13 protein-coding genes and 1 riboswitch are annotated in these 19,767 nt (G+C 34.5%); of the genes, 4 read left to right on the forward strand and 9 right to left on the reverse strand.

The genetic code is table 11. From position 1 onward, the window contains the following. Positions 1–48: 48 nt before the first annotated feature. The 5 genes from BA768_RS06940 to BA768_RS06960 all read right to left on the reverse strand — a co-directional run bounded on the left by BA768_RS06940 (position 49) and on the right by BA768_RS06960 (position 5,715). A complete protein-coding gene (locus BA768_RS06940; protein WP_065720218.1) occupies positions 49–999 on the reverse strand; it encodes a 2-hydroxyacid dehydrogenase in 951 nt (316 codons plus the stop codon). A gap of 54 nt (positions 1,000–1,053) precedes the next feature. After that, a complete protein-coding gene (locus tag BA768_RS06945) occupies positions 1,054–1,581 on the reverse strand; it encodes an acyl-CoA thioesterase (RefSeq protein WP_034672672.1) in 528 nt (175 codons plus the stop codon). Further along, a complete protein-coding gene (locus BA768_RS06950) occupies positions 1,569–2,342 on the reverse strand; it encodes a hypothetical protein (protein WP_065720219.1) in 774 nt (257 codons plus the stop codon). The genes BA768_RS06945 and BA768_RS06950 overlap by 13 nt, the downstream gene beginning before the upstream one ends. 234 nt (positions 2,343–2,576) lie before the next feature. After that, the gene (locus tag BA768_RS06955; RefSeq protein ID WP_065720220.1) at positions 2,577–4,679 is read right to left on the reverse strand and encodes a TonB-dependent receptor; all 2,103 of its coding nucleotides are present in this window, start codon (positions 4,677–4,679) and stop codon (positions 2,577–2,579) included. A gap of 104 nt (positions 4,680–4,783) precedes the next feature. After that, positions 4,784–4,877: riboswitch (TPP riboswitch) on the reverse strand. 70 nt (positions 4,878–4,947) lie between these two features. Further along, the gene (locus BA768_RS06960; protein WP_051882510.1) at positions 4,948–5,715 is read right to left on the reverse strand and encodes a WG repeat-containing protein; all 768 of its coding nucleotides are present in this window, start codon (positions 5,713–5,715) and stop codon (positions 4,948–4,950) included. A 314-nt stretch (positions 5,716–6,029) separates the two neighbouring features. Between BA768_RS06960 and BA768_RS06965 the strand changes: the two genes are divergently transcribed. After that, complete coding sequence (locus tag BA768_RS06965; RefSeq protein WP_065720221.1) at positions 6,030–8,810, forward strand: bifunctional aconitate hydratase 2/2-methylisocitrate dehydratase; 2,781 nt, start codon at positions 6,030–6,032, stop codon at positions 8,808–8,810. A gap of 86 nt (positions 8,811–8,896) precedes the next feature. Here BA768_RS06965 and BA768_RS06970 read toward each other — a convergent pair whose 3' ends face one another. After that, on the reverse strand, positions 8,897–10,279 hold the full coding sequence (locus tag BA768_RS06970; RefSeq protein WP_165601777.1) for a hypothetical protein: 1,383 nt from the start codon (positions 10,277–10,279) through the stop codon (positions 8,897–8,899). 546 nt (positions 10,280–10,825) lie between these two features. Between BA768_RS06970 and BA768_RS06975 the strand changes: the two genes are divergently transcribed. Next, positions 10,826–13,093, forward strand: a complete 2,268-nt coding sequence (locus tag BA768_RS06975) for an aconitate hydratase (RefSeq protein WP_065720223.1) — start codon at positions 10,826–10,828, stop codon at positions 13,091–13,093. Between the two features lie 51 nt (positions 13,094–13,144). On the opposite strand, the gene BA768_RS06980 is transcribed toward BA768_RS06975, so the two are convergent. From BA768_RS06980 to BA768_RS06990, 3 genes are read right to left on the reverse strand one after another with little or no spacing between them, the layout of a single operon-like run. Beyond that, a complete protein-coding gene (locus BA768_RS06980; protein WP_065720224.1) occupies positions 13,145–13,828 on the reverse strand; it encodes a LytR/AlgR family response regulator transcription factor in 684 nt (227 codons plus the stop codon). Continuing rightward, entirely contained in the window at positions 13,815–14,831 is a 1,017-nt protein-coding gene (locus BA768_RS06985; protein ID WP_065720225.1) for a sensor histidine kinase, read from the reverse strand. The genes BA768_RS06980 and BA768_RS06985 overlap by 14 nt, the downstream gene beginning before the upstream one ends. Next, entirely contained in the window at positions 14,828–15,175 is a 348-nt protein-coding gene (locus BA768_RS06990; protein ID WP_065720226.1) for a hypothetical protein, read from the reverse strand. Before BA768_RS06990 ends, BA768_RS06985 begins: the two co-directional genes overlap by 4 nt. A gap of 164 nt (positions 15,176–15,339) precedes the next feature. Here BA768_RS06990 and BA768_RS06995 point away from each other — a divergent pair, with 164 nt between their 5' ends. After that, entirely contained in the window at positions 15,340–17,466 is a 2,127-nt protein-coding gene (locus BA768_RS06995; protein WP_065720227.1) for an outer membrane beta-barrel family protein, read from the forward strand. Between the two features lie 58 nt (positions 17,467–17,524). After that, a complete protein-coding gene (locus BA768_RS07000; RefSeq protein WP_065720228.1) occupies positions 17,525–19,660 on the forward strand; it encodes an outer membrane beta-barrel protein in 2,136 nt (711 codons plus the stop codon). Positions 19,661–19,767 lie beyond the last annotated feature (107 nt).

Here is a 19,767-nt window from a genome sequence, read left to right on the forward strand (position 1 = left end):
ACATAAAATTTCACACCCTAAATGAGTAATTTTCTTAACCTCCTAATCTTAACAAAAAGCAGCTACAATTTTATCTACAATTACCTGCGCCAGTTTTTCTTTGCTCTGATGAGTCCACCCTGCGATATGAGGCGTTACTATTGCTTTTTCTGAGTTTAAAAGATAACTTAAATCTTCATTTTCTCTTGTACTGAGCGAAGTCGAAGTATCAAGATTTTCGAATGATGACTTTTCATATTCTAAAACATCCAAACAAGCTCCTTTTACTTTTCCTGATTTCAAAGCTTCAACTAAATATTTCGTTTCAACATTTTTACCTCTTGCTGTATTAACGAAATAGAAATCATTTTTCATCTCTGAGATGAAATTTTCGTCAATTAAATAGTGAGTTTCCTCTGTCAAAGGAATGTGTAAACTTAAAACTTCAGCTTTTTCTTTCAATTCTTCTAAAGAAACCTGAGTCGCAAATTCATCGGAAAGATTGGGAAGAATATCATAAAAAATTACCCTACAACCAAAACCCGAAAGTCTTTTTGCGGTGGCTTTTCCCATATTTCCGTAGCCAATTAATCCTACAGTTTTTCCTAATAATTCGTCGCCACGATTTTCTTCACGAAGCCAGATTCCGTTTTTTACTTCCTGAGAAGCAATGAAAAGCCGGTTCATTAAAATTAAAAGCATTCCGATAACGTGTTCAGCCACGGAATCACGGTTTCCTTCAGGAGAATTAATCAATTGAATTCCAAGTTTTTCAGCGACAGGAATATCTATATTTTCCATTCCGGCTCCTACTCTTGCGATGAATTTCAGATTTTCTCCATGTTCAAGGAAATTTTTATCTAAAGGAATTCTGCTGCGAATAATTACTCCATCATAATTTTGAATTTTAGCACAAACCTCATCATAAGAAGACGTGAAGTCTTCTTCCAGAATAAAGTTTTTGTCTAAAAGCTGATCGGTGATAAGAGGATGGTTTTTATCTAATAATAAGATTCTCATTTTTGTAACTTACATTTAAAAATAAACGGAAGAAAAAAATTCTTCCGTTGTCAATTATTGTTCAATATCTCCTGCAAACAATTTTTTCAGTTCCACAGAATCTGTAGGCTTCATTCTTCCTGAAAGAATCAGAGATAATTCTTTTCTTCGTAAGGCTGCAGCAAATCTTTCTTTTTCAAGATCTGTTTCCGGCTCCATATCAGGAATCGGAATCGGTCTGTTGAATTCGTCCACCGCTACAAAAGTATAGATTCCTTTATTGGTCTGGATTTTTTTATGATTAATCGGATCATCCAACCAAACATCCACATAAATCTCCATTGAAGTTGAAAAAGCACGGGAAACTTTAGATTCCATTACTACAATTCCGCCTTCGGGAATCGGATGATCGAAAGAAACGTGATTCACAGAAGCTGTTACTACTCTTCTCTCGCAGTGTCTCGTTGCTGAGATTGATGCACATCTGTCCATCCTTGCCAACAATTCTCCACCGAAAAGGTTTCTAAGTTGATTGGTATCATTCGGAAGAACGATATTCGTCATCACTGTAAGCGATTCTGACGCTTTTTTTATTTTTGCCATTGAGGTTTTGATTTTTGAGTTGCCGGAATTTTCACAGATTTCACGGCTGTTTTTTTAATAGAATCCTGAATTAAAGAATCTTTTTTCAATTGAATCTGCTTAATAGAATCTGCAATTTTCATCTGAGCCGAATCTATTTTTACAGGAACGGGTTTTTCAATTCTTTTTGTAGTGGTTTGCACAGAAACACTGTCGAATGATTTCTTACCGAAAATCAACTCTTGTTGCGTATAACCGAAATATAAAATTCCCAAAACAGGAATGATGAAAAGAAAAATCCACAAAATAGATTTGTTGAATTTGTAATCTTTTTCTCTGTCAACCGTCGGAATCGTACTTTCATTATTTTTAATATCCGAAAAGCGAATTTCTTCCAAACCATAAAAATCCGGATGATCGGATTCCAAACGGTTTCCGTTGAATGTCAAATGACCGTCTTCAATATAAATCGTTCCGAGGTTATTAATTTCTAAAACCTGATCTGCCTGAAGCTTTTTCTTCCAGAAATCGGTCTGAACCTGAAGTTCGCTTTCAGCAGAATTTTTAGACACACTTTTCTGAGTACTGATAAAATTGACCAGATCATCCGACGCAACCTGATAATCTGAATGAAAAGCAATCTTGCTTGAAGGTGGAAGAATACTTCCGTTTTCAGAATTGATAACTGCCTTGGAATTTTCGAGTGAGAAAACACCAAACTGCGGAACTACAACTGTTCCGAATTGCTTCAGATATTCTAAAATGTAAGCTGAAATATTCATTTGACCGCAAATTTATGACTTTTTCGTGACTTTTTGAGAGATTTATTTTGAGTTTAAAATGTTAAAATCATAAATGAATATTGTTGTTTAGTCTCCCACAGATTACACTGATTTACACAGATTTTATTTAATTTTAAATTTAAATCTAATAAAAAAGACTGCCGAAACAGTCTTAAAAAAATTTAATTAGAAAATCTAACTACTATATAAAATGTAAAATGGTGTCTTATTATATTACTGAATCTTCCAGCTGATTCCGAACATAAAATTGGTTCCTGCCTGAGCAAAATAAATCGGACCGTTATAAACATAACCGTTATTCACATATTTCTGATCGAAAATATTATTTACCAAAAGCTTCAAAGCAACATCGTGTTTCGAAATTTTAAACTGATACTGTGCATTAAAATCTGTAAGAAGATAATCCTTCAGCTGTAAATCGGCAGTTTCCGTATTATCCAGATACTGTTTTCCTACATACTGATTCATCAAAGAGAACTGAAAGTTTTTCGTGGGATTAAATTTCAAACTTAAATTGGCAATAACATTAGGTGAAAAAGAGATTTCTGTATTTCCAAGGTTTGTTGTTCCTTTTTCATTTTCAATTCTGAAATCCTGATTTTTGTTCTGGCTTAAACTTACATTTCCGGAAACTTCCCATTGTTTTGAAAGTTTCGCCAAAGCGCCCACCTCAATTCCTCTTCGATAACTTTTCCCGGAATTGGTTCTGATAAATTCTCCGATGTTACTGATCTGTCCGTTTAAAACCAACTGATTCAGATAATACATATAATAAAGGTTTGCGGTAAAAGCAACCGGACCAAACTGTTTTTCAATACCCGCTTCGAAATCGTGCAGTTTCTCTGCTTTAACATCATTATCGGAAATTAAATCATCTCTGTTCGGCTCTCTTTGCGCATGAGCATAAGAAACAAATACTTTTCCGTTTCCTAATCTATAATTGATTCCCGCCTTCGGATTGAAGAACAGCCAGTTCTTTTTCAGATCTGCACCTTCACCATCACCTTCCATTAAAATTTTGGTGTCATAATCGATATTTCTCAATTGCAAATCTCCGAAGAATTCAAAATCATTTACTTTCACCAAAGCTTTTGCAAAACCTGCAACTTCATTCTTCACCGAACGATTTCGGTAATACTCATGTTGCGGAATTTCAGCAAAGAAAACATCTTTCACGTTTCCATAATGTCTTCCGTAATATTGGTTTCCAACAACTCCAAAATTCAGATCCAGATTGTTGAATTTCCCATATAACGTAGAAACGATCCCATAAAAATCATTATTCAGCCATTTTTTTCTGATAAAATCTGAATATTCGTTTCCGTTAAAATCAGGCAAATTATATCTTGCATAAGGATCACCCTGTTTGTAGTTTTCATAATAGCCTCTTCCTTTTGTGTAATGAAGCGTTGTTTCAAGATTCCACTTTTCGTTTAAACCTTGCTCCCAAAGTAATTGATAGTGATTTTGTCTGTAATTATCCGTTTCGTTATCATAAAAACCAACTACATTTTCCCAGTTTGCATCATAAATTGCTCCTGACAAATTGGTTCTTGGGTTGGTTTCCCAGGTTTGTCTGTCTACGCCATTCCAAGCTTGGTATGTTTTTTCTTTTCCGCCAAAAGCCATCAGGCGAAGTTTTGTTTTTCCTTCTTCAAATAAAGCAGTGAAGTTGTAAGAATTCAAATCCGAAGCAGCTCTATCAATATATCCGTCAGAATGAATGTTGGTATATCTTCCCATCACAGAAATACGGTCTTTCCAGAATTTTCCGGAACCTATTTCCGCAGAATATTTGTAGGTATTGAATGAACCGTAACTGTCATCTGTTTTAAAATAAAACTTGTCTTCCGGTTCTTTTGAAATCACATTGATGCTCGCTCCGAAGGCAGAAACACCGTTGTTGGAAGTTCCAACTCCTCTTTGAATAACGATTTGCGACGCAGAGCTCGTTAAATCCGGAACATTCACAAAAAAAGTTCCCTGGCTTTCGGAATCATTGAACGGAACGCCATTCATCATGACATTAATTCCCCTTCCGGCAACTCCACGAATTCTAAAACCGGTGTATCCTACACCATTTCCTGCATCGGAAGTTGAAATAATTGAGATTTGATTTTTCAGAAGAATCGGTAAATCCTGTCCGAGATTTCTACTGTCGACATCTTTTTGAACATTGATGATTTCTTTTGCGACAGGAAGTCTTTTGGTGAAGTTTACAGCTTCAATATCTCTGGCTTTCAGAGAATCGGAATTGTGAGTTTGTGCAAAACTCAGTGAACTTGCGGTAAGTCCTAAAAAAAATAATCCTTTCATTCTTATAAATTTTAAAAATTTAATGGAATAAAAGGGGCGATTATGATATAAGTAATGAGTGATTGGTAATAAGTAATTTATTGTATTACTAATTGCTTATTATTCATTGCTCATTTTCAAATTTCCCTAAACAGCATTACCTGTTCCAGGTTCATTGGGTATAATCTCAGCTCCGATTGGGGCACCCCTTTAATTTCAGCGGCAAAATTACAAAAAATATTTAAACCTAGATCAACGAAAACATTTTCGTCTAAATTTTTATTTAAATCTAATACGAACGGTTGTCGGAATCGATATAATAATAATTTTTATCGTCTTTGGTTACTTCAAACATTTTTCCCAATTTCCAGCTGTAATTTCTTTTTATATCTGAATATTCAAAAGGAATTACAATTTTATTATTGACATCAATCACTCCAAATTTATCATTATAAGTGGCAACAATCATAGGATTGGCAACATCATCTCCCTCCATAATATAGAGATACTGATAATCAGGATAAATTGCAAACTGGCTGCGATCTGAAGGATTTTTAAACTTTGAATCTTCAATAATCCCATATTTTCCGTGAAGAATATAGGCATGGAATAATGCTTTCTGCAACGTAAGATTACACTTTCCCAAATCATCATTTTTATACTGATAGACCCTTTTTCCGGATTTATTGATCCTGAAAGTAATTCCGTTTTTCTCAACAGTTGCAAAATCATTAGTTCCGAACTTTCTGATTTTCTCATTCGGAGAGTTCAGAAGATTACAGTCTTCACCAAAAAACATCACCAAATCATATTCCGGCTGAATCACAAATCGGCTCTTCTGATTAACAAAACCAGATTTTCCGTTCTTTTTTTGCGGAATCAGCAATGGTATATTTTCATTAACAACCGGTAAATCAGATCCCGATTTTTTTGAAACCTTTGAAGAAACAGCAGTTTTCGATTTAGCTAAACCTTTACCTTTCAAATACTTAGACTGAGCAGAAGCAAAAACAGCTAATGTTATAAAAAATCCAAGTTTCAGTTTTCCTAAAATCATCACTCAATGTATTTTGTGTCAAAAATAGAAAATATAAAATTGATATTTATATAGAATCTAAATAATTTAAACCAAAAAAAAAATTAAAATTCCGTATTTTTGGGAACATTTTTAAGTGTTTGATATAGAAAAACATTTTAAAGAATTGATTTTTGACATTACAGTTATAGGAACCGCCATCTTTAATAGGTTTAAAAACAAAATCAAACAACACTTAAAATTTACAGATTATAGCTCATTCGCTACAAATACCGCAAGGATTAAACACGACATTGTTCTATGGTCTATTTAAATTTGAAAAGACTTCTATCATTATGAATATTTATCAGGATTACATCCAAGAAATCGAGGAAAGAAAAACACAGGGTCTTCACCCAAAACCAATCGACGGTGCTGAATTGCTAAGCGCAATTATTGAGCAGATTAAAGACACAGCTAACGAGCACAGAACTGATTCTCTAAAATTTTTCATTTACAATACTTTACCGGGTACAACAAGTGCTGCAGGTGTAAAGGCTAAATTTTTAAAAGAAATTATTCTTGGCGAATCTGTGGTTGAAGAAATCACTCCGGCTTTTGCTTTTGAGCTTCTATCTCACATGAAAGGAGGTCCGTCAATTGAAGTTTTACTTTATTTGGCTTTAAGTAATGATGAAGTTGTTGCAAAACAGGCTGCTGAAGTTCTTAAAACTCAAGTTTATTTGTATGATGCTGATACAGCTCGTTTGAAAGGAGCTTACGAAGCGGGTAACGCTATCGCTAAAGATATTTTGGAAAGCTATGCAAAGGCAGAGTTTTTCACTAAACTTCCGGAAGTTGCGGAAGAAATCAAAGTGGTTACTTTCATCGCTGGTGAAGGTGATATTTCTACTGATTTATTGTCTCCCGGAAATCAGGCGCACTCTCGTTCAGACAGAGAATTGCATGGAAAATGTATGATTACTCCTGAAGCTCAGGAACAAATCAAAGCTTTACAGGCTCAACATCCCGATGCAAGTGTTATGTTGATCGCTGAAAAAGGAACAATGGGAGTTGGTTCTTCTCGTATGTCGGGTGTAAACAACGTAGCGCTTTGGACAGGAAAACAGGCAAGTCCTTATGTACCTTTCGTAAACATCGCTCCGATTGTAGCTGGAACAAACGGTATTTCTCCAATTTTCTTAACGACAGTTGATGTAACCGGAGGTATCGGTATTGACCTACAAAACTGGGTGAAAAAAGTTGACGAAAACGGAAACCCTGTTCGTAATGAAAATGGTGACATTGTTTTAGAAGAAAAATATTCTGTTGCTACAGGAACTGTTCTAACAATCAATACCAAAGAAAAAAAATTATACAACGGAGAAACTGAACTGAAAGATATTTCAAAATCATTTACTCCTCAAAAATTAGAATTTATCAAAGCAGGTGGTTCTTACGCCATCGTTTTCGGTAAAAAAATCCAGACTTTTGCGGCAAAAACTTTAGGAATTACAGCGCCGACAGTTTTCGCTCCTTCTAAAGAAATTTCTATTGAAGGACAAGGTTTGACGGCTGTTGAAAAAATCTTCAACAGAAATGCAGTAGGTGTTACTGAAGGTAAATTATTACATGCAGGTTCAGACGTTCGTGTAGAAGTAAACATTGTTGGTTCTCAGGATACAACAGGTTTGATGACTGCTCAGGAATTAGAATCTATGGCTGCAACCGTGATTTCTCCAATCGTAGACGGAGCTTATCAGTCAGGTTGCCATACAGCTTCGGTTTGGGATAAAAAAGCGCAGGCGAATATCCCTAAATTAATGAAATTTATGAACGATTTCGGAGTGATCACAGCTCGTGACCCGAAAGGTGAATATCATGCAATGACCGACGTTATTCACAAAGTTCTTAATGATATTACGGTTGACGAATGGGCAATCATCATTGGAGGTGACTCTCACACAAGAATGTCTAAAGGGGTTGCTTTCGGAGCTGACTCCGGAACAGTAGCTCTTGCTTTGGCAACAGGTGAAGCTTCAATGCCGATTCCTGAATCTGTGAAAGTGACTTTCAAAGGAGACATGAAAGAGCACATGGACTTCCGTGATGTGGTTCACGCAACTCAGGCTCAGATGTTGAAGCAATTTGATGGAGAAAACGTTTTCCAAGGTAGAATTATCGAGGTCCACATCGGAACACTTCCTGCTGATCAAGCGTTTACATTTACAGACTGGACTGCAGAAATGAAAGCCAAAGCTTCTATCTGTATTTCTGAAGACGATACTTTGATTGAATCACTGGAAATTGCGAAAAGCAGAATCCAGATTATGATCGACAAAGGAATGGATAATCATAATCATGTTCTTCAAGGTCTAATCAACAAAGCAAATAAAAGAATCGAGGAAATCAGGACGGGTGACAAACCAGCTTTGACTCCGGATGCAAATGCAAAATATTATGCAGAAGTAGTGGTTGACCTAGACATTATCGTTGAACCAATGATTGCTGATCCAGATGTAAATAACGACGACGTTTCTAAAAGATATACGCACGATACGATCAGAGATCTTACTTTCTACGGTGGTGAGAAAAAAGTTGATCTTGGTTTCGTAGGTTCTTGTATGGTTCACAAAGGAGATCTTAAAATTGTTTCTCAGATGTTGAGAAATCTTGAACAGAAAAACGGTAAAGTAGAGTTCCAAGCTCCGTTGGTCGTTGCGGCTCCTACTTATAATATCATTGATGAATTAAAAGCTGAGGGTGACTGGGAATTATTAGAAAAATATTCTGGTTTTGAATTTAATGATAATGCTCCTAAAGGCGAAGCTCGTACGCAGTATGAAAATATGATGTACCTTGAGCGTCCTGGTTGTAACCTTTGTATGGGTAATCAGGAAAAAGCTGAAAAAGGAGATACTGTTTTAGCAACTTCTACGCGTCTTTTCCAAGGAAGAGTGGTTGAGGATTCTGAACGTAAAAAAGGAGAATCATTATTGGCTTCAACTCCGGTTGTTGTTTTATCAGCAATTATGGGAAGAATTCCAAGCATTGAGGAATACAAAGCTGCGGTTGAAGGAATCGATTTGACAACTTTCGTTCCATCGATTAAAGAATTGGTAACCGTTGGTCATTAATAGATTTTAAATTAAAGTCGAAAGACCTTTTAAATATAAATGGAAGATTTCTTTTGAAGTCTTCCATTTTTTGTTTAGTACTTTTGTTAATCATTTTCATTAAAATCTTCTTCTCTACAAATTAAAAGTGTTACTCCGTAAATATCTTTAGGTTTGATTTTATAAAGATTAAAACGCCATCCATTAATAATCCACGACTCATATGTCCCTTTGTTTTCTCTAGGCTTTACAACAATCTGTTGTCCAATTTCATTTAGTTTTTCACGAATTTCTTTGTGTTTCTCCTTGAATTTTTCATCACTTAAATCAACATTATTATTTCTGATTGGAAAATAATTTTTTCCGACAGTATTGTTATATAATGTCTGATCATAATCAATGTAAATAGCCCTTAATTGTTCATCTTTTTTTGTGAATAAATAGTCTATGTTTTGTGTTAAAATTTCGTTCTCAGATTTTAAAAAATTTATGGTTTGAACATTAACATCTTTGTATTTTCTTGGATAATAATAGTTGTGGTTAATATTACTCTTGTATTTCAGTAAATCAGTTCCTTTTGTTGACTTTTCAAAGCCAACAATATCGTTTTTTGAAACTTCATTTCTTTGAGCAAGAATAGAAATTAAGCTTACAATATTATCAGATTTAACGTATTGCAAAGTATCATATTCGAATTGTACTTTTGTTATATTCACATCTTCTCTTTCAGCTTCAAAAAAACCAAACGAATTGTAGCCATTTCTAAATTTTAAAAATTTATTACTGTTTTCCGTATTTCTGAATTGATTACGCCAAGAAAAAAAATTATATTTCTCATCAAATTTGTAGACCACTTCAACATTACCGTTGTTAATTCTTGTAATCGCTGTCTTATCTTTCAATTGTGTAATTTGAAATAATTTATCATTCGTGACAAAGGAAGTTACAAAAGCATAATTTAAACTTCCAACTGGAGTCCCTGGATCATAAGAATCATATACAACCGTGTCTTTGAAAATTAGATTAATTCCCTTATCATTATCATAGGAAGTAAACATTCCAAACTTTTTATTATTAATTACATCATAATATTGATCAGGTTCGCATTTATCGAGTTTTCTTGGATTTTCAATTTCCCATATTGAACTAAGATTTGTAATATAAAATTTTCCATTTAAGAAATTCACATCTTTCCCATCCTTACTTGTGAAATATTCAGATTTGTCTTTTTTATTGATAAACCAAGTCGCTTCACCCCATTCTCCAAAGCTTTTATAAAAGACTTTGTAATTTGTATTTTCATAAACAAGATCATTCCCTTTTGAAGTTTCTAAAAATTTATTCATAACAAAATCAAAGACGTATCTTGAATTATCTTGATCCTGCACATATAACTTGTCATTTAATTCAAAGAAATCCAGGTAACTATTGGATAGTTTTTCAGGCAACTTTATTACCAACAGTATGTTTCCATTATTGTCAAATTTCACCAAATAGTTCTGAGAATGCCCCAAATAATACAACTCACTTTCCTGAAAAATTGAATAATATTCATTTTTGAATTTTAACGAGCTTATCATCTCGATTCTCGATGCTGGCTTGAAAACATTTACAGTATTTAGTAAAATTTCATTATGATAAATCTTGAAAGTTTGCGCATTAGTATTGAAAAAAATTACAACAAATAAAAAAAACTGATAGAGTTTAAGAGATTTCATTGATTAGGTACTATGGATAATATCAAATATACAGTACTTTTAGTCAATTCTTAAAAATATACGTTAGTTTATTCAAACGCTAATTTGTTTAGAATCTTTCCATTTTAGGATGATTAAGATTATTTTAACCTATGTCAATAACAGCAATTTTATTTTTCCTTAACTTGATAGTTGAAAAAAATATTCATCATACATCTTATTTATGTTTACCATAACTGGTAGGAACAGATTTTGATGAATTACTAAAAAGAACTTTCGGTTTAAGTTTTAATTAAAAATACCGGGAAAATTTATTGAAAAAGAAAAATTAAAATAGATATGACATTCGACATTGACATGATCAAAAAAGTGTACGAGCGTTATCCTGAAAGAATTGCAGCAGCAAGACAAATCACAGGTAAGCCATTAACACTTTCAGAAAAAATCCTTTACACCCATCTTTGGGAAGGCAACGCAACAAAAGAACATGAAAGAGGAAATTCTTATGTAGATTTTGCTCCGGATAGAGTTGCCATGCAGGATGCCACTGCACAGATGGCACTTTTACAATTTATGCAGGCCGGAAAAGCCAAAGTAGCCGTTCCTTCAACCGCCCACGCCGATCACCTTATTCAGGCAAGAGTCGGTGCAGAAGCAGATTTACAGGAAGGTATCAATAAAAATTCAGAAGTTTTCAATTTCTTAAGCTCGGTTTGCGACAAATACGGAATCGGTTTCTGGAAACCGGGAGCTGGAATTATCCACCAGGTTGTTCTTGAAAATTATGCATTTCCGGGAGGAATGATGATCGGAACCGACTCTCACACGGTAAATGCAGGAGGTTTAGGTATGGTTGCCATCGGAGTTGGTGGTGCAGATGCAGTAGACGTAATGGCAGGAATGGCTTGGGAATTGAAAATGCCAAAATTAATCGGGGTAAAATTAACCGGTAAAATGTCCGGCTGGACTTCCGCAAAAGATGTTATCTTGAAAGTAGCAGGAATTCTTACGGTAAAAGGTGGAACCGGATGCATCGTAGAATATTTCGGAGAAGGAGCAGAATCTCTTTCAGCAACAGGTAAAGGAACAATCTGTAACATGGGTGCTGAAATTGGCGCAACAACTTCTACTTTCGGATATGATGATTCGATGAGAAGATATTTGGCTGCTACAGGAAGACAGGATGTTGTAGATGCTGCTGACAAAATTGCTGAACATTTAACAGGTGATGCTGAAGTGTATGCAAACCCAGAGCAATATTTCGATCAATTAATTGAAATCAACCTTTCTGAATTAACACCTCACTTAAACGGACCTTTCACTCCGGATTTAGCAACACCGGTTTCTGAATTCAGAGCAAAAGCTGAAGCCAACGGATGGCCTCTTGAAGTGGAATGGGCTCTAATCGGTTCGTGTACCAACTCATCTTATGAAGATTTATCAAGAGCTGCTTCTATAGTGGAAGATGCTGTTGCTAAAGGAGTAAAACCTAAAGCAATTTTAGGTATCAATCCAGGTTCTGAGCAGGTAAAGTTTACCGCAGAAAGAGACGGATTTTTAGATTCATTCAGAAAATTTGAGAACGCAAGAATATTCACCAATGCTTGCGGACCTTGTATCGGACAATGGGACAGAGAAGGTGCTGAAAAAGGAGAGAAAAACTCTATTATTCATTCTTTCAACAGAAACTTTGCAAAAAGAGCAGACGGAAACCCAAATACTCACGCTTTCGTAGCTTCGCCAGAAATGGTGGCTGCAGTTGCTATCTCAGGAAGATTAGATTTCAATCCAATTACAGATACTTTAACCAACGAATCCGGAGAGCAAATCAGATTAGATGAGCCTAAAGGATTTGAGTTACCTGCAAAAGGTTTTGCTGTAGATGATAATGGTTATCAGGCTCCATCCGAAGATGGTTCTACTGTTGAGGTGAAGGTAAGTCCGACTTCTGACAGGCTTCAGTTATTGGAGGAATTCCCGGCTTGGGATGGAAAAAATATTATAGGAGCGAGAGTTTTAATTAAAGCTTTCGGAAAATGTACAACCGACCACATTTCTATGGCAGGACCTTGGTTGAAATACAGAGGACACCTCGATAATATTTCAAATAATATGCTGATTGGAGCAGTAAATGCTTACAACATGGAAACCAATAAGGTTAAAAATGAACTGACCGGAGAATACGGCGAAGTTCCAGCTGTACAAAGACAATATAAAGCAGCAGGAATTCCTTCAATTGTCGTGGGAGACCAAAATTATGGTGAGGGTTCTTCAAGAGAACACGCTGCCATGGAGCCGAGACATTTAGGTGTGAAAGCTGTTTTGGTGAAATCTTTTGCGAGAATTCACGAAACCAACCTGAAAAAACAGGGAATGTTGGGAATTACATTTGCCAATGAAGCAGATTACGACAAGATTCAGGAAGACGATGTGGTAAACTTTTTGGATTTGGAACAATTTGCTCCGGGAAAACAACTGACTTTAGAGTTTATTCATACAGACGGAACTAAAGATATTGTCATGGCAAATCATACGTATAACGATCAGCAAATTGATTGGTTTAAAGCAGGTTCTGCTTTGAATTTAATCAAACAACAGGAAAATTAGAATTTAATTTTTATATTATTGCTAAAGCAACTTCAGTTTGAAGTTGCTTTTTTATTTTATCTTATCCAGAAGATTCATTTTATAGCTTTCTCCAATCGGAATTTCCTGTTCAGAAGTAAGAATCACTTTTTTTAAACCAATACTTTTCACCTTTTCTGTATTTAGTATAAAAGATTTGTGCACTCTTCTGAAATTTTCAGGAAGCTGGTTTTCCAAGGATTTTAAAGTGTCTAAAACAATGTATTCCTGAGCTTCAGTTTTGATGTTGACATAATCTTTGATACTTTCCACATAAAGGATTTCATTAAAGTTGATACGATGTTGCTGTCCGGAAGATTTTACAAAAAAATGCCCTGATTCTTTAGCATCATCCAAAGGAAAACGTTCCTTAGCTTTAAGGATACTTTTATTAAAACGGTCAAAAGAAATCGGTTTTAAAAGATAATCCACTACATTATGCTCATAACCTTCCAAAGCGTATTCAGAATAGGCTGTTGTGAGAATATACTTCATTTTATCACCAACAATTTTCATGAAGTTGATTCCTGTTATTTCAGGCATCTGAATATCAAGAAAAACAAGTTCTGCTTCATTTTTCTGAATAAATTCCAAAGCCTCAATAGGATTTTCGGTAGAAAAAACAAGTTCTAAAAAGGGAACTTTTCCCACATAATTTCCAATCAGTGACACAGCAAGAGGTTCGTCATCAACGACGATACATTTAATTTTCTTCATTCTTCAAATCGATCTTTAAATCTATGGTAAAATCTGCTTCGGTTTCCGTAATCTTGAGTTCATGCTTTTTTGGATACAAAATCTCAAGACGTTTTCTGACATTATCAATTCCGATTCCTGAGACTGAATCTTTCATCTTTTCTTTTTTATAATTTAAAAGATAAAAATGCAGAATTTTATTTTCATCAGAAATATTCATTTCAAAACCTTTATCTCTGAAATCACCGTGCTTAAAAGCATTTTCAACAAAAGGAACAATTAACATCGGTGAAATTTTCAAAGCAGGATTTTTAATTTGATTTGAAATTATAATTTTCTCAGGATTTTTGATTCTTAATTTTTCCAGCTCAATCAGACTTTCCACATAACCGATTTCTCGTTCCAAAGGAATAAAATCCTGCTCTAAATCTTTGGTTGAATACCGCAATAACTTACTGAGTTCTTCAATCGCAGGCAAAGCTTTTTCAGAATTCTGGAATACCAAAGAATAAATATTATTAAGCGAATTAAAGATAAAATGAGGGTTAATCTGAGTTTTCAGAGCTTTGAGTTCGGCATATTTTTTTTCTTCGATCAATTTCTGCCGTTCTTCTTCTCTTTTAAAAAATATATTGAACAAAGACAGCACAGTACTGATGAACAGCGTGGTAGAACTATAAAAGACATTATCATAATAGTAATACAAAAGCGAAGTACCTTCAGCATAATTGCCATGTCCTATGAAAAGAGGCAAGATCAATTCTTCTACCATATAACGGAAGAATACGAAACAACCTACACTTACAAAAAAACCGAAAATCGTGAAATAGAGTTTTTTAATATTGAAAAAAAACGGAACGATGTAAAAATAATTGATATAAAAAGCAATAAAACTAACCGCAAAGAAAGTAACATTCAAAACGAAGAACTCTGTTTTACCGGCTATAACCGGGGTGACGATGGAAAAAATTAGATTAAGAATCCAATAAAAAATGTGTAAAAATAAAATTTGCTTTGCTCTCATCTTAATTCTTTGTTGTTAATAAAAATACTTTTAGAAGAGTAATAATGCAAATATATTGAAACCGAAGTTGCGTTTTTATTCTCCAGCTTTAAACTGCTTTTTTTAGGCAATCTGTATCTAAGTTCAGACTTACCTGAAATTTCAGCAGGTATTTTAATATCAGAAACCAAATTTATCTTTTCATCTGAAAGATTCTTTATTTCTAAAGTTACCGGCGCTTTTACTTTATCAATATCAATGCTTCCGTTTGGAGCTATTGTAATTGTTTTCCAAACATCTACTTTGTGATTGCCTGCAAAGAGCTGCAGTAAAATCATACTTATAAGAAGAATTATATTTTTCATTGACCAAAAATAGATACAAAAGCCTATCTAAAACTTTCAAATCTATGAACCTCCGTTTTTTCCCGACGAAAATATTTTAAACCGACATATCTCCTTATTGGTCGAAACGACATTTTGTCTGATAAGGGTGAGATATAAATTTGTCAAAAAAAATAATCAACCTCATGAAAAAGACATTCCTTATTGCTGCTTCACTATTATCTATTTTTTCATATGCCCAAAAAAAAGACTCTTTACAAATAAAAAACATAGAAACGGTAACCATTAATGGAAAGAAGAAAGCACTTCTAGAAAGAAAAGCTGACCGACTGATCTTCAATGTTGAAGCATCAATCGCATCACAAGGAATGGATGGGGCAGAAACTTTAGCCAATGTACCAATGCTTAAAGTAGATGACAATCTTGGAAATATCTCTATTACCGGAAAAAGCAGTGTAAATGTGATGATCAACGGAAGAATGCTGAATCTTTCAGGAATAGCGCTTCTCAATTATCTGAAAACAATTCGTTCTGAAAATATCGCTAAAATAGAGGTCATCACAACTCCTCCAGCAAAATACGAAGCTCAGGGAAACAGCGGACTGATCAATATTGTTTTAAAAAAAAATCCGAATCTTGGTTTCAGCGGGAATATCAATTCTACTTTAATTCAAAGAACCTATTCAGGTTTTAGCAACAGCGGAACACTTAATTATCAAACTGAAAGATTTAGTGGTAGTGTAAAGTTCAATTATTACGACAGTGCCAAACGCTCAGAAGAAAACTATATCATTTTAGGAGCCACGCAAAACTACAGCCGGTCGGTGAGAAAAGATATGTGGAATGAATTGACACCAAACCTAAATCTTTCGTACAAGCTCAATAAAAATTCTGAAATCGGGGTGGAATACATTTATGCTCATCAGAAATCGGGGATGAACATCGTCAATGAAACAAAAAATATAAATCCAGATTCAACAGTCGAAAATCTTTTGACCCAAACCTTCCATCGCGAAAAACTTCCAGCCCACACTTTGAGTGCCTATTATGATTTAAAGTTAGATACATTAGGAAAAAAACTGAGCTTCGCAGGGAATTTTTTCAAAAATAATTCGGATACAGATGTAAATTTCTCAACTTTGAAAGTGAATGATAATTCCGTTCAGGATGTAAAAACAACTTCCATTATTTCACCACAGGTTTTCTCTTTACAGGGCGACTTAGAATTACCTTTTTCATTCGGAACCATCGAGACCGGATTAAAATTCAATCAGTTTAAAAACTCTACCGATCTTCAATATTTTAACATTATCAATAACCAATATATTCCGGATTTGCAGAGAGCCAATTTGTTTAATTATCAAGAAGAAAACTATGCTGCTTATGTGAGTTATGCGAAAAGTTTCGGTGAACACTGGGAAACAAAAGCAGGACTTCGTTACGAAAATACGCATGCACAAAGCTTCACACCATCAACAAACACAGGTAATTCTTACAATTACGGACAATGGTTTCCGTCGGCTTTCGTTTCTTACAAACGAGATAAAAATATTTTCAATCTATCTTACTCCAGAAGAATCAACCGCCCAAGCATGAGCAACCTGAATCCTTTCCGATGGTATTCAAATCCGTACTCTTACTCATCCGGAAATCCTCTGCTAACGCCGTCTTATATCAATAATTTAGAGCTCGGATATACTTACAACAGCAAATTTTCCGCAAGTATTTATTATTTAAAACTAAAAAATGGTTTCGGACAAATATCTATGATTGACGGGCTTTCACAAATAGGAACTTATCTTAATTATTATGATAATAATTTTTATGGATTTAATGTTTCATACACCGATAAATTTTTCAAATTCTGGGAAGCAAGTCTTTCGGTAAACGGTTCACTAACCGATTCAAAAGTTTACAATATTGAAGCTGAAACTTGGAAAGGGCATTCTTTAAGCTATTCATTTAATAATACATTCACTTTAAACAAAAGCAAAACATTATTCTTCTTCGCTAATTACAGCCAGGATTTGCCTTATAAAAATGTAAATTCTTCCTTTCAGAATTTTTCTAATTTAAATTCGGGAATAAAAATTTCTCTGATGGAAAAACAGCTTCAGATTAATGCAACTGTAACCAATATCTTCGCCCAAAAATACCGTGGAAACATATATTTCAGCGACAACAGTCAGCATTTCAATAATTATTGGGACGGAAGAAGTTTTCGTTTGAGCGTAAATTATACATTAGGAAACAACAAAAAGAAAGTCAATACAAAAAATATCAAATTTGATGAAAAAGACAGAGCACAATAAGATTTTGTAACAAAACTGATTTTTCGGCGTCTAACTGAATAGATTTTTAACTCACATCATGAAGAAAACATTACTTACGCTTTCAATTTTAGGTTCGGTTTTTGGTTTTGCACAGGAAACCAAAGACAACAAAGAAGCCACAGAAAAAGAAAAACAAATCGAAGGGGTAGTTATTACTAAAACTAAAAAAGCCGTTGAACAAAAAGCAGACCGTACGATTTTTGATTTTTCTGAGCAGCCAAGCTTAAATTCCGGATCATTAATGGAAGGGGTAAAAAAACTTCCGGGTCTTGTTGTTTCAGACATGGTAGGAATGATGTATCAGGGAAAACCGCTTGATGTTTATATGGATGGTCGCCCTTTAAATATTTCCAGCAATGAGCTGAACGCTTTTCTTGAAGGAATGCCTGCAAATTCGGTCGAAAGAATTGAAATTATCACACAACCCGGCGCAGAATTTCCGGCGACTTCCGGCGGAGCAATTTTGAATATCATCACAAGCAAGTCAGCGAAAAATTATCTTACTGCCGTTTATAACGGAGGTTACCGTTTTTCAGATTACGATAAATACAGAAGCAGATTTAATAATTCACTTTCGCTAAATTCAAGGAATAAATGGTTTGGATGGCAGGTAAATTTAGGACAGTATTACCGCGAAAGCTTATCGTTTTCTGAGTTTGATGCATTAAGCAGAAACCAATCCAATTCTTTGGGAAGAACGTATTATTTGAATTCTGCATTCACATTTGATCTTGGAAAAGACAGATTGTTGCTGAATTACGACATCAATCATAATAATGGAGGCTCGTCGGTTACAGTTGACCAATTTTTAAATGAGGTAACAAGATCAAATTTAACAAGTGATTCTAAAGGTTTAAGACAGGAAGTTGCCGCAACCTATCAGAAGAAATTTGATGATAAAAATAAAAAGCTTGATTTTAAAGCAATTTACACCAACAGCAATTCTGAATTTGATCAGTTTGGGGAGACTTCACTAAACAATTCTTCGTTATTCAATCTATATAATTTCCGGATTGATTATTCACAGCCTTTGAAAATTCTTGACGAAGGAAAAATGAGTTTCGGAGGTTTATATGACCAGCAGAATTTTGAAACGAAAGACGGAAATCTGGTGAATCTTGATTATACAAGACAGACAGCTTCTGCATATCTTGAATTTCAGGCAACTTTGAAAAAATTTGATTTCATTGCCGGAGCAAGAGCTGAAAACTATGACATCACGGGAGTTACCCGAGTGCTTGATGATAACGGGACTGTAAAACAGGATAATTTAAATCCGTTTAAAAAATTCAAGATTTTTCCAAATGCAAGTGTGCAATATAACCTGATGAAACAGCTTTTTGTAAATATTAATTACAACAAAAAGATCAGTTTGCCAAGTGTTTCGCTTCTGAACCCAAATAACACGGTGCTTCGTACCGAAACTTTAAATTCGAGCGGAAACCCGAATCTTCAGCCAACGATTTATGACAATGCAGAGATCAAGATCAGCGCATTTGATTATGCTTACATCGGCTATAACACAAGCTGGGTAAAAAACCAAATTGTACAGAAAGTTACCCGAGAAAATAATTTAATCACAAACGAACAGGTACAAGTCAACAGCATCAGAACGCATAATTTTAATTTAGGAATGCCTATTCCGTTCATGCTTTTCACGACACCGTTCAGCGAGCTGATGAAATTTAATGTGAATCCTGACAAAATGAATTTATTGTATGTTTATACAGGTTATCAGATTCAGGAAATGCCGGATCTTAAGACTAAAGGATTCTGGATTTTCAGCTTGATGGGACAGTTTATTTTACCAAAAGACATCAGACTTCAGGCAAATTACAACGTAATACCAAAAGGAGGAAATTTCTATTATTTTGAAATTGAAAAACCATTAAACAACGCTTTGGATATTACCATATCTAAAAAATTTATGAGCGATCGTCTTAATCTTTCACTTTATGCAAGAGATATTTTTAATCAGAATAAAAGTGTCATCGTAGCCAATTCTTTGGGTGGAAAAGTGTTTACATCCAATAAATTTGACAGCAGAAGTTTCGGAATCTCTGTGAATTACAAAATTCCAACCAAAAATAAGCTTGCTAAAGAAGATCCGAATATGATCAAAAACACAACGCAAAGTGACAGCAATGGCGGAATTTTGCAACAAGGACAATAACTGTGATTTGAGATTTGAGATTCGAGATTTGAAATTGAGAAATCTACTTTAAATACAAGCGGTTCTGAAATTCAGAACCGCTTGTATTATTTTTGTTTTCAAAATTT

The sequence above is a fragment of the Chryseobacterium sp. CBo1 genome, from assembly GCF_001693475.1.
Taxonomy (GTDB): Bacteria; Bacteroidota; Bacteroidia; order Flavobacteriales; family Weeksellaceae; genus Chryseobacterium; species Chryseobacterium formosense.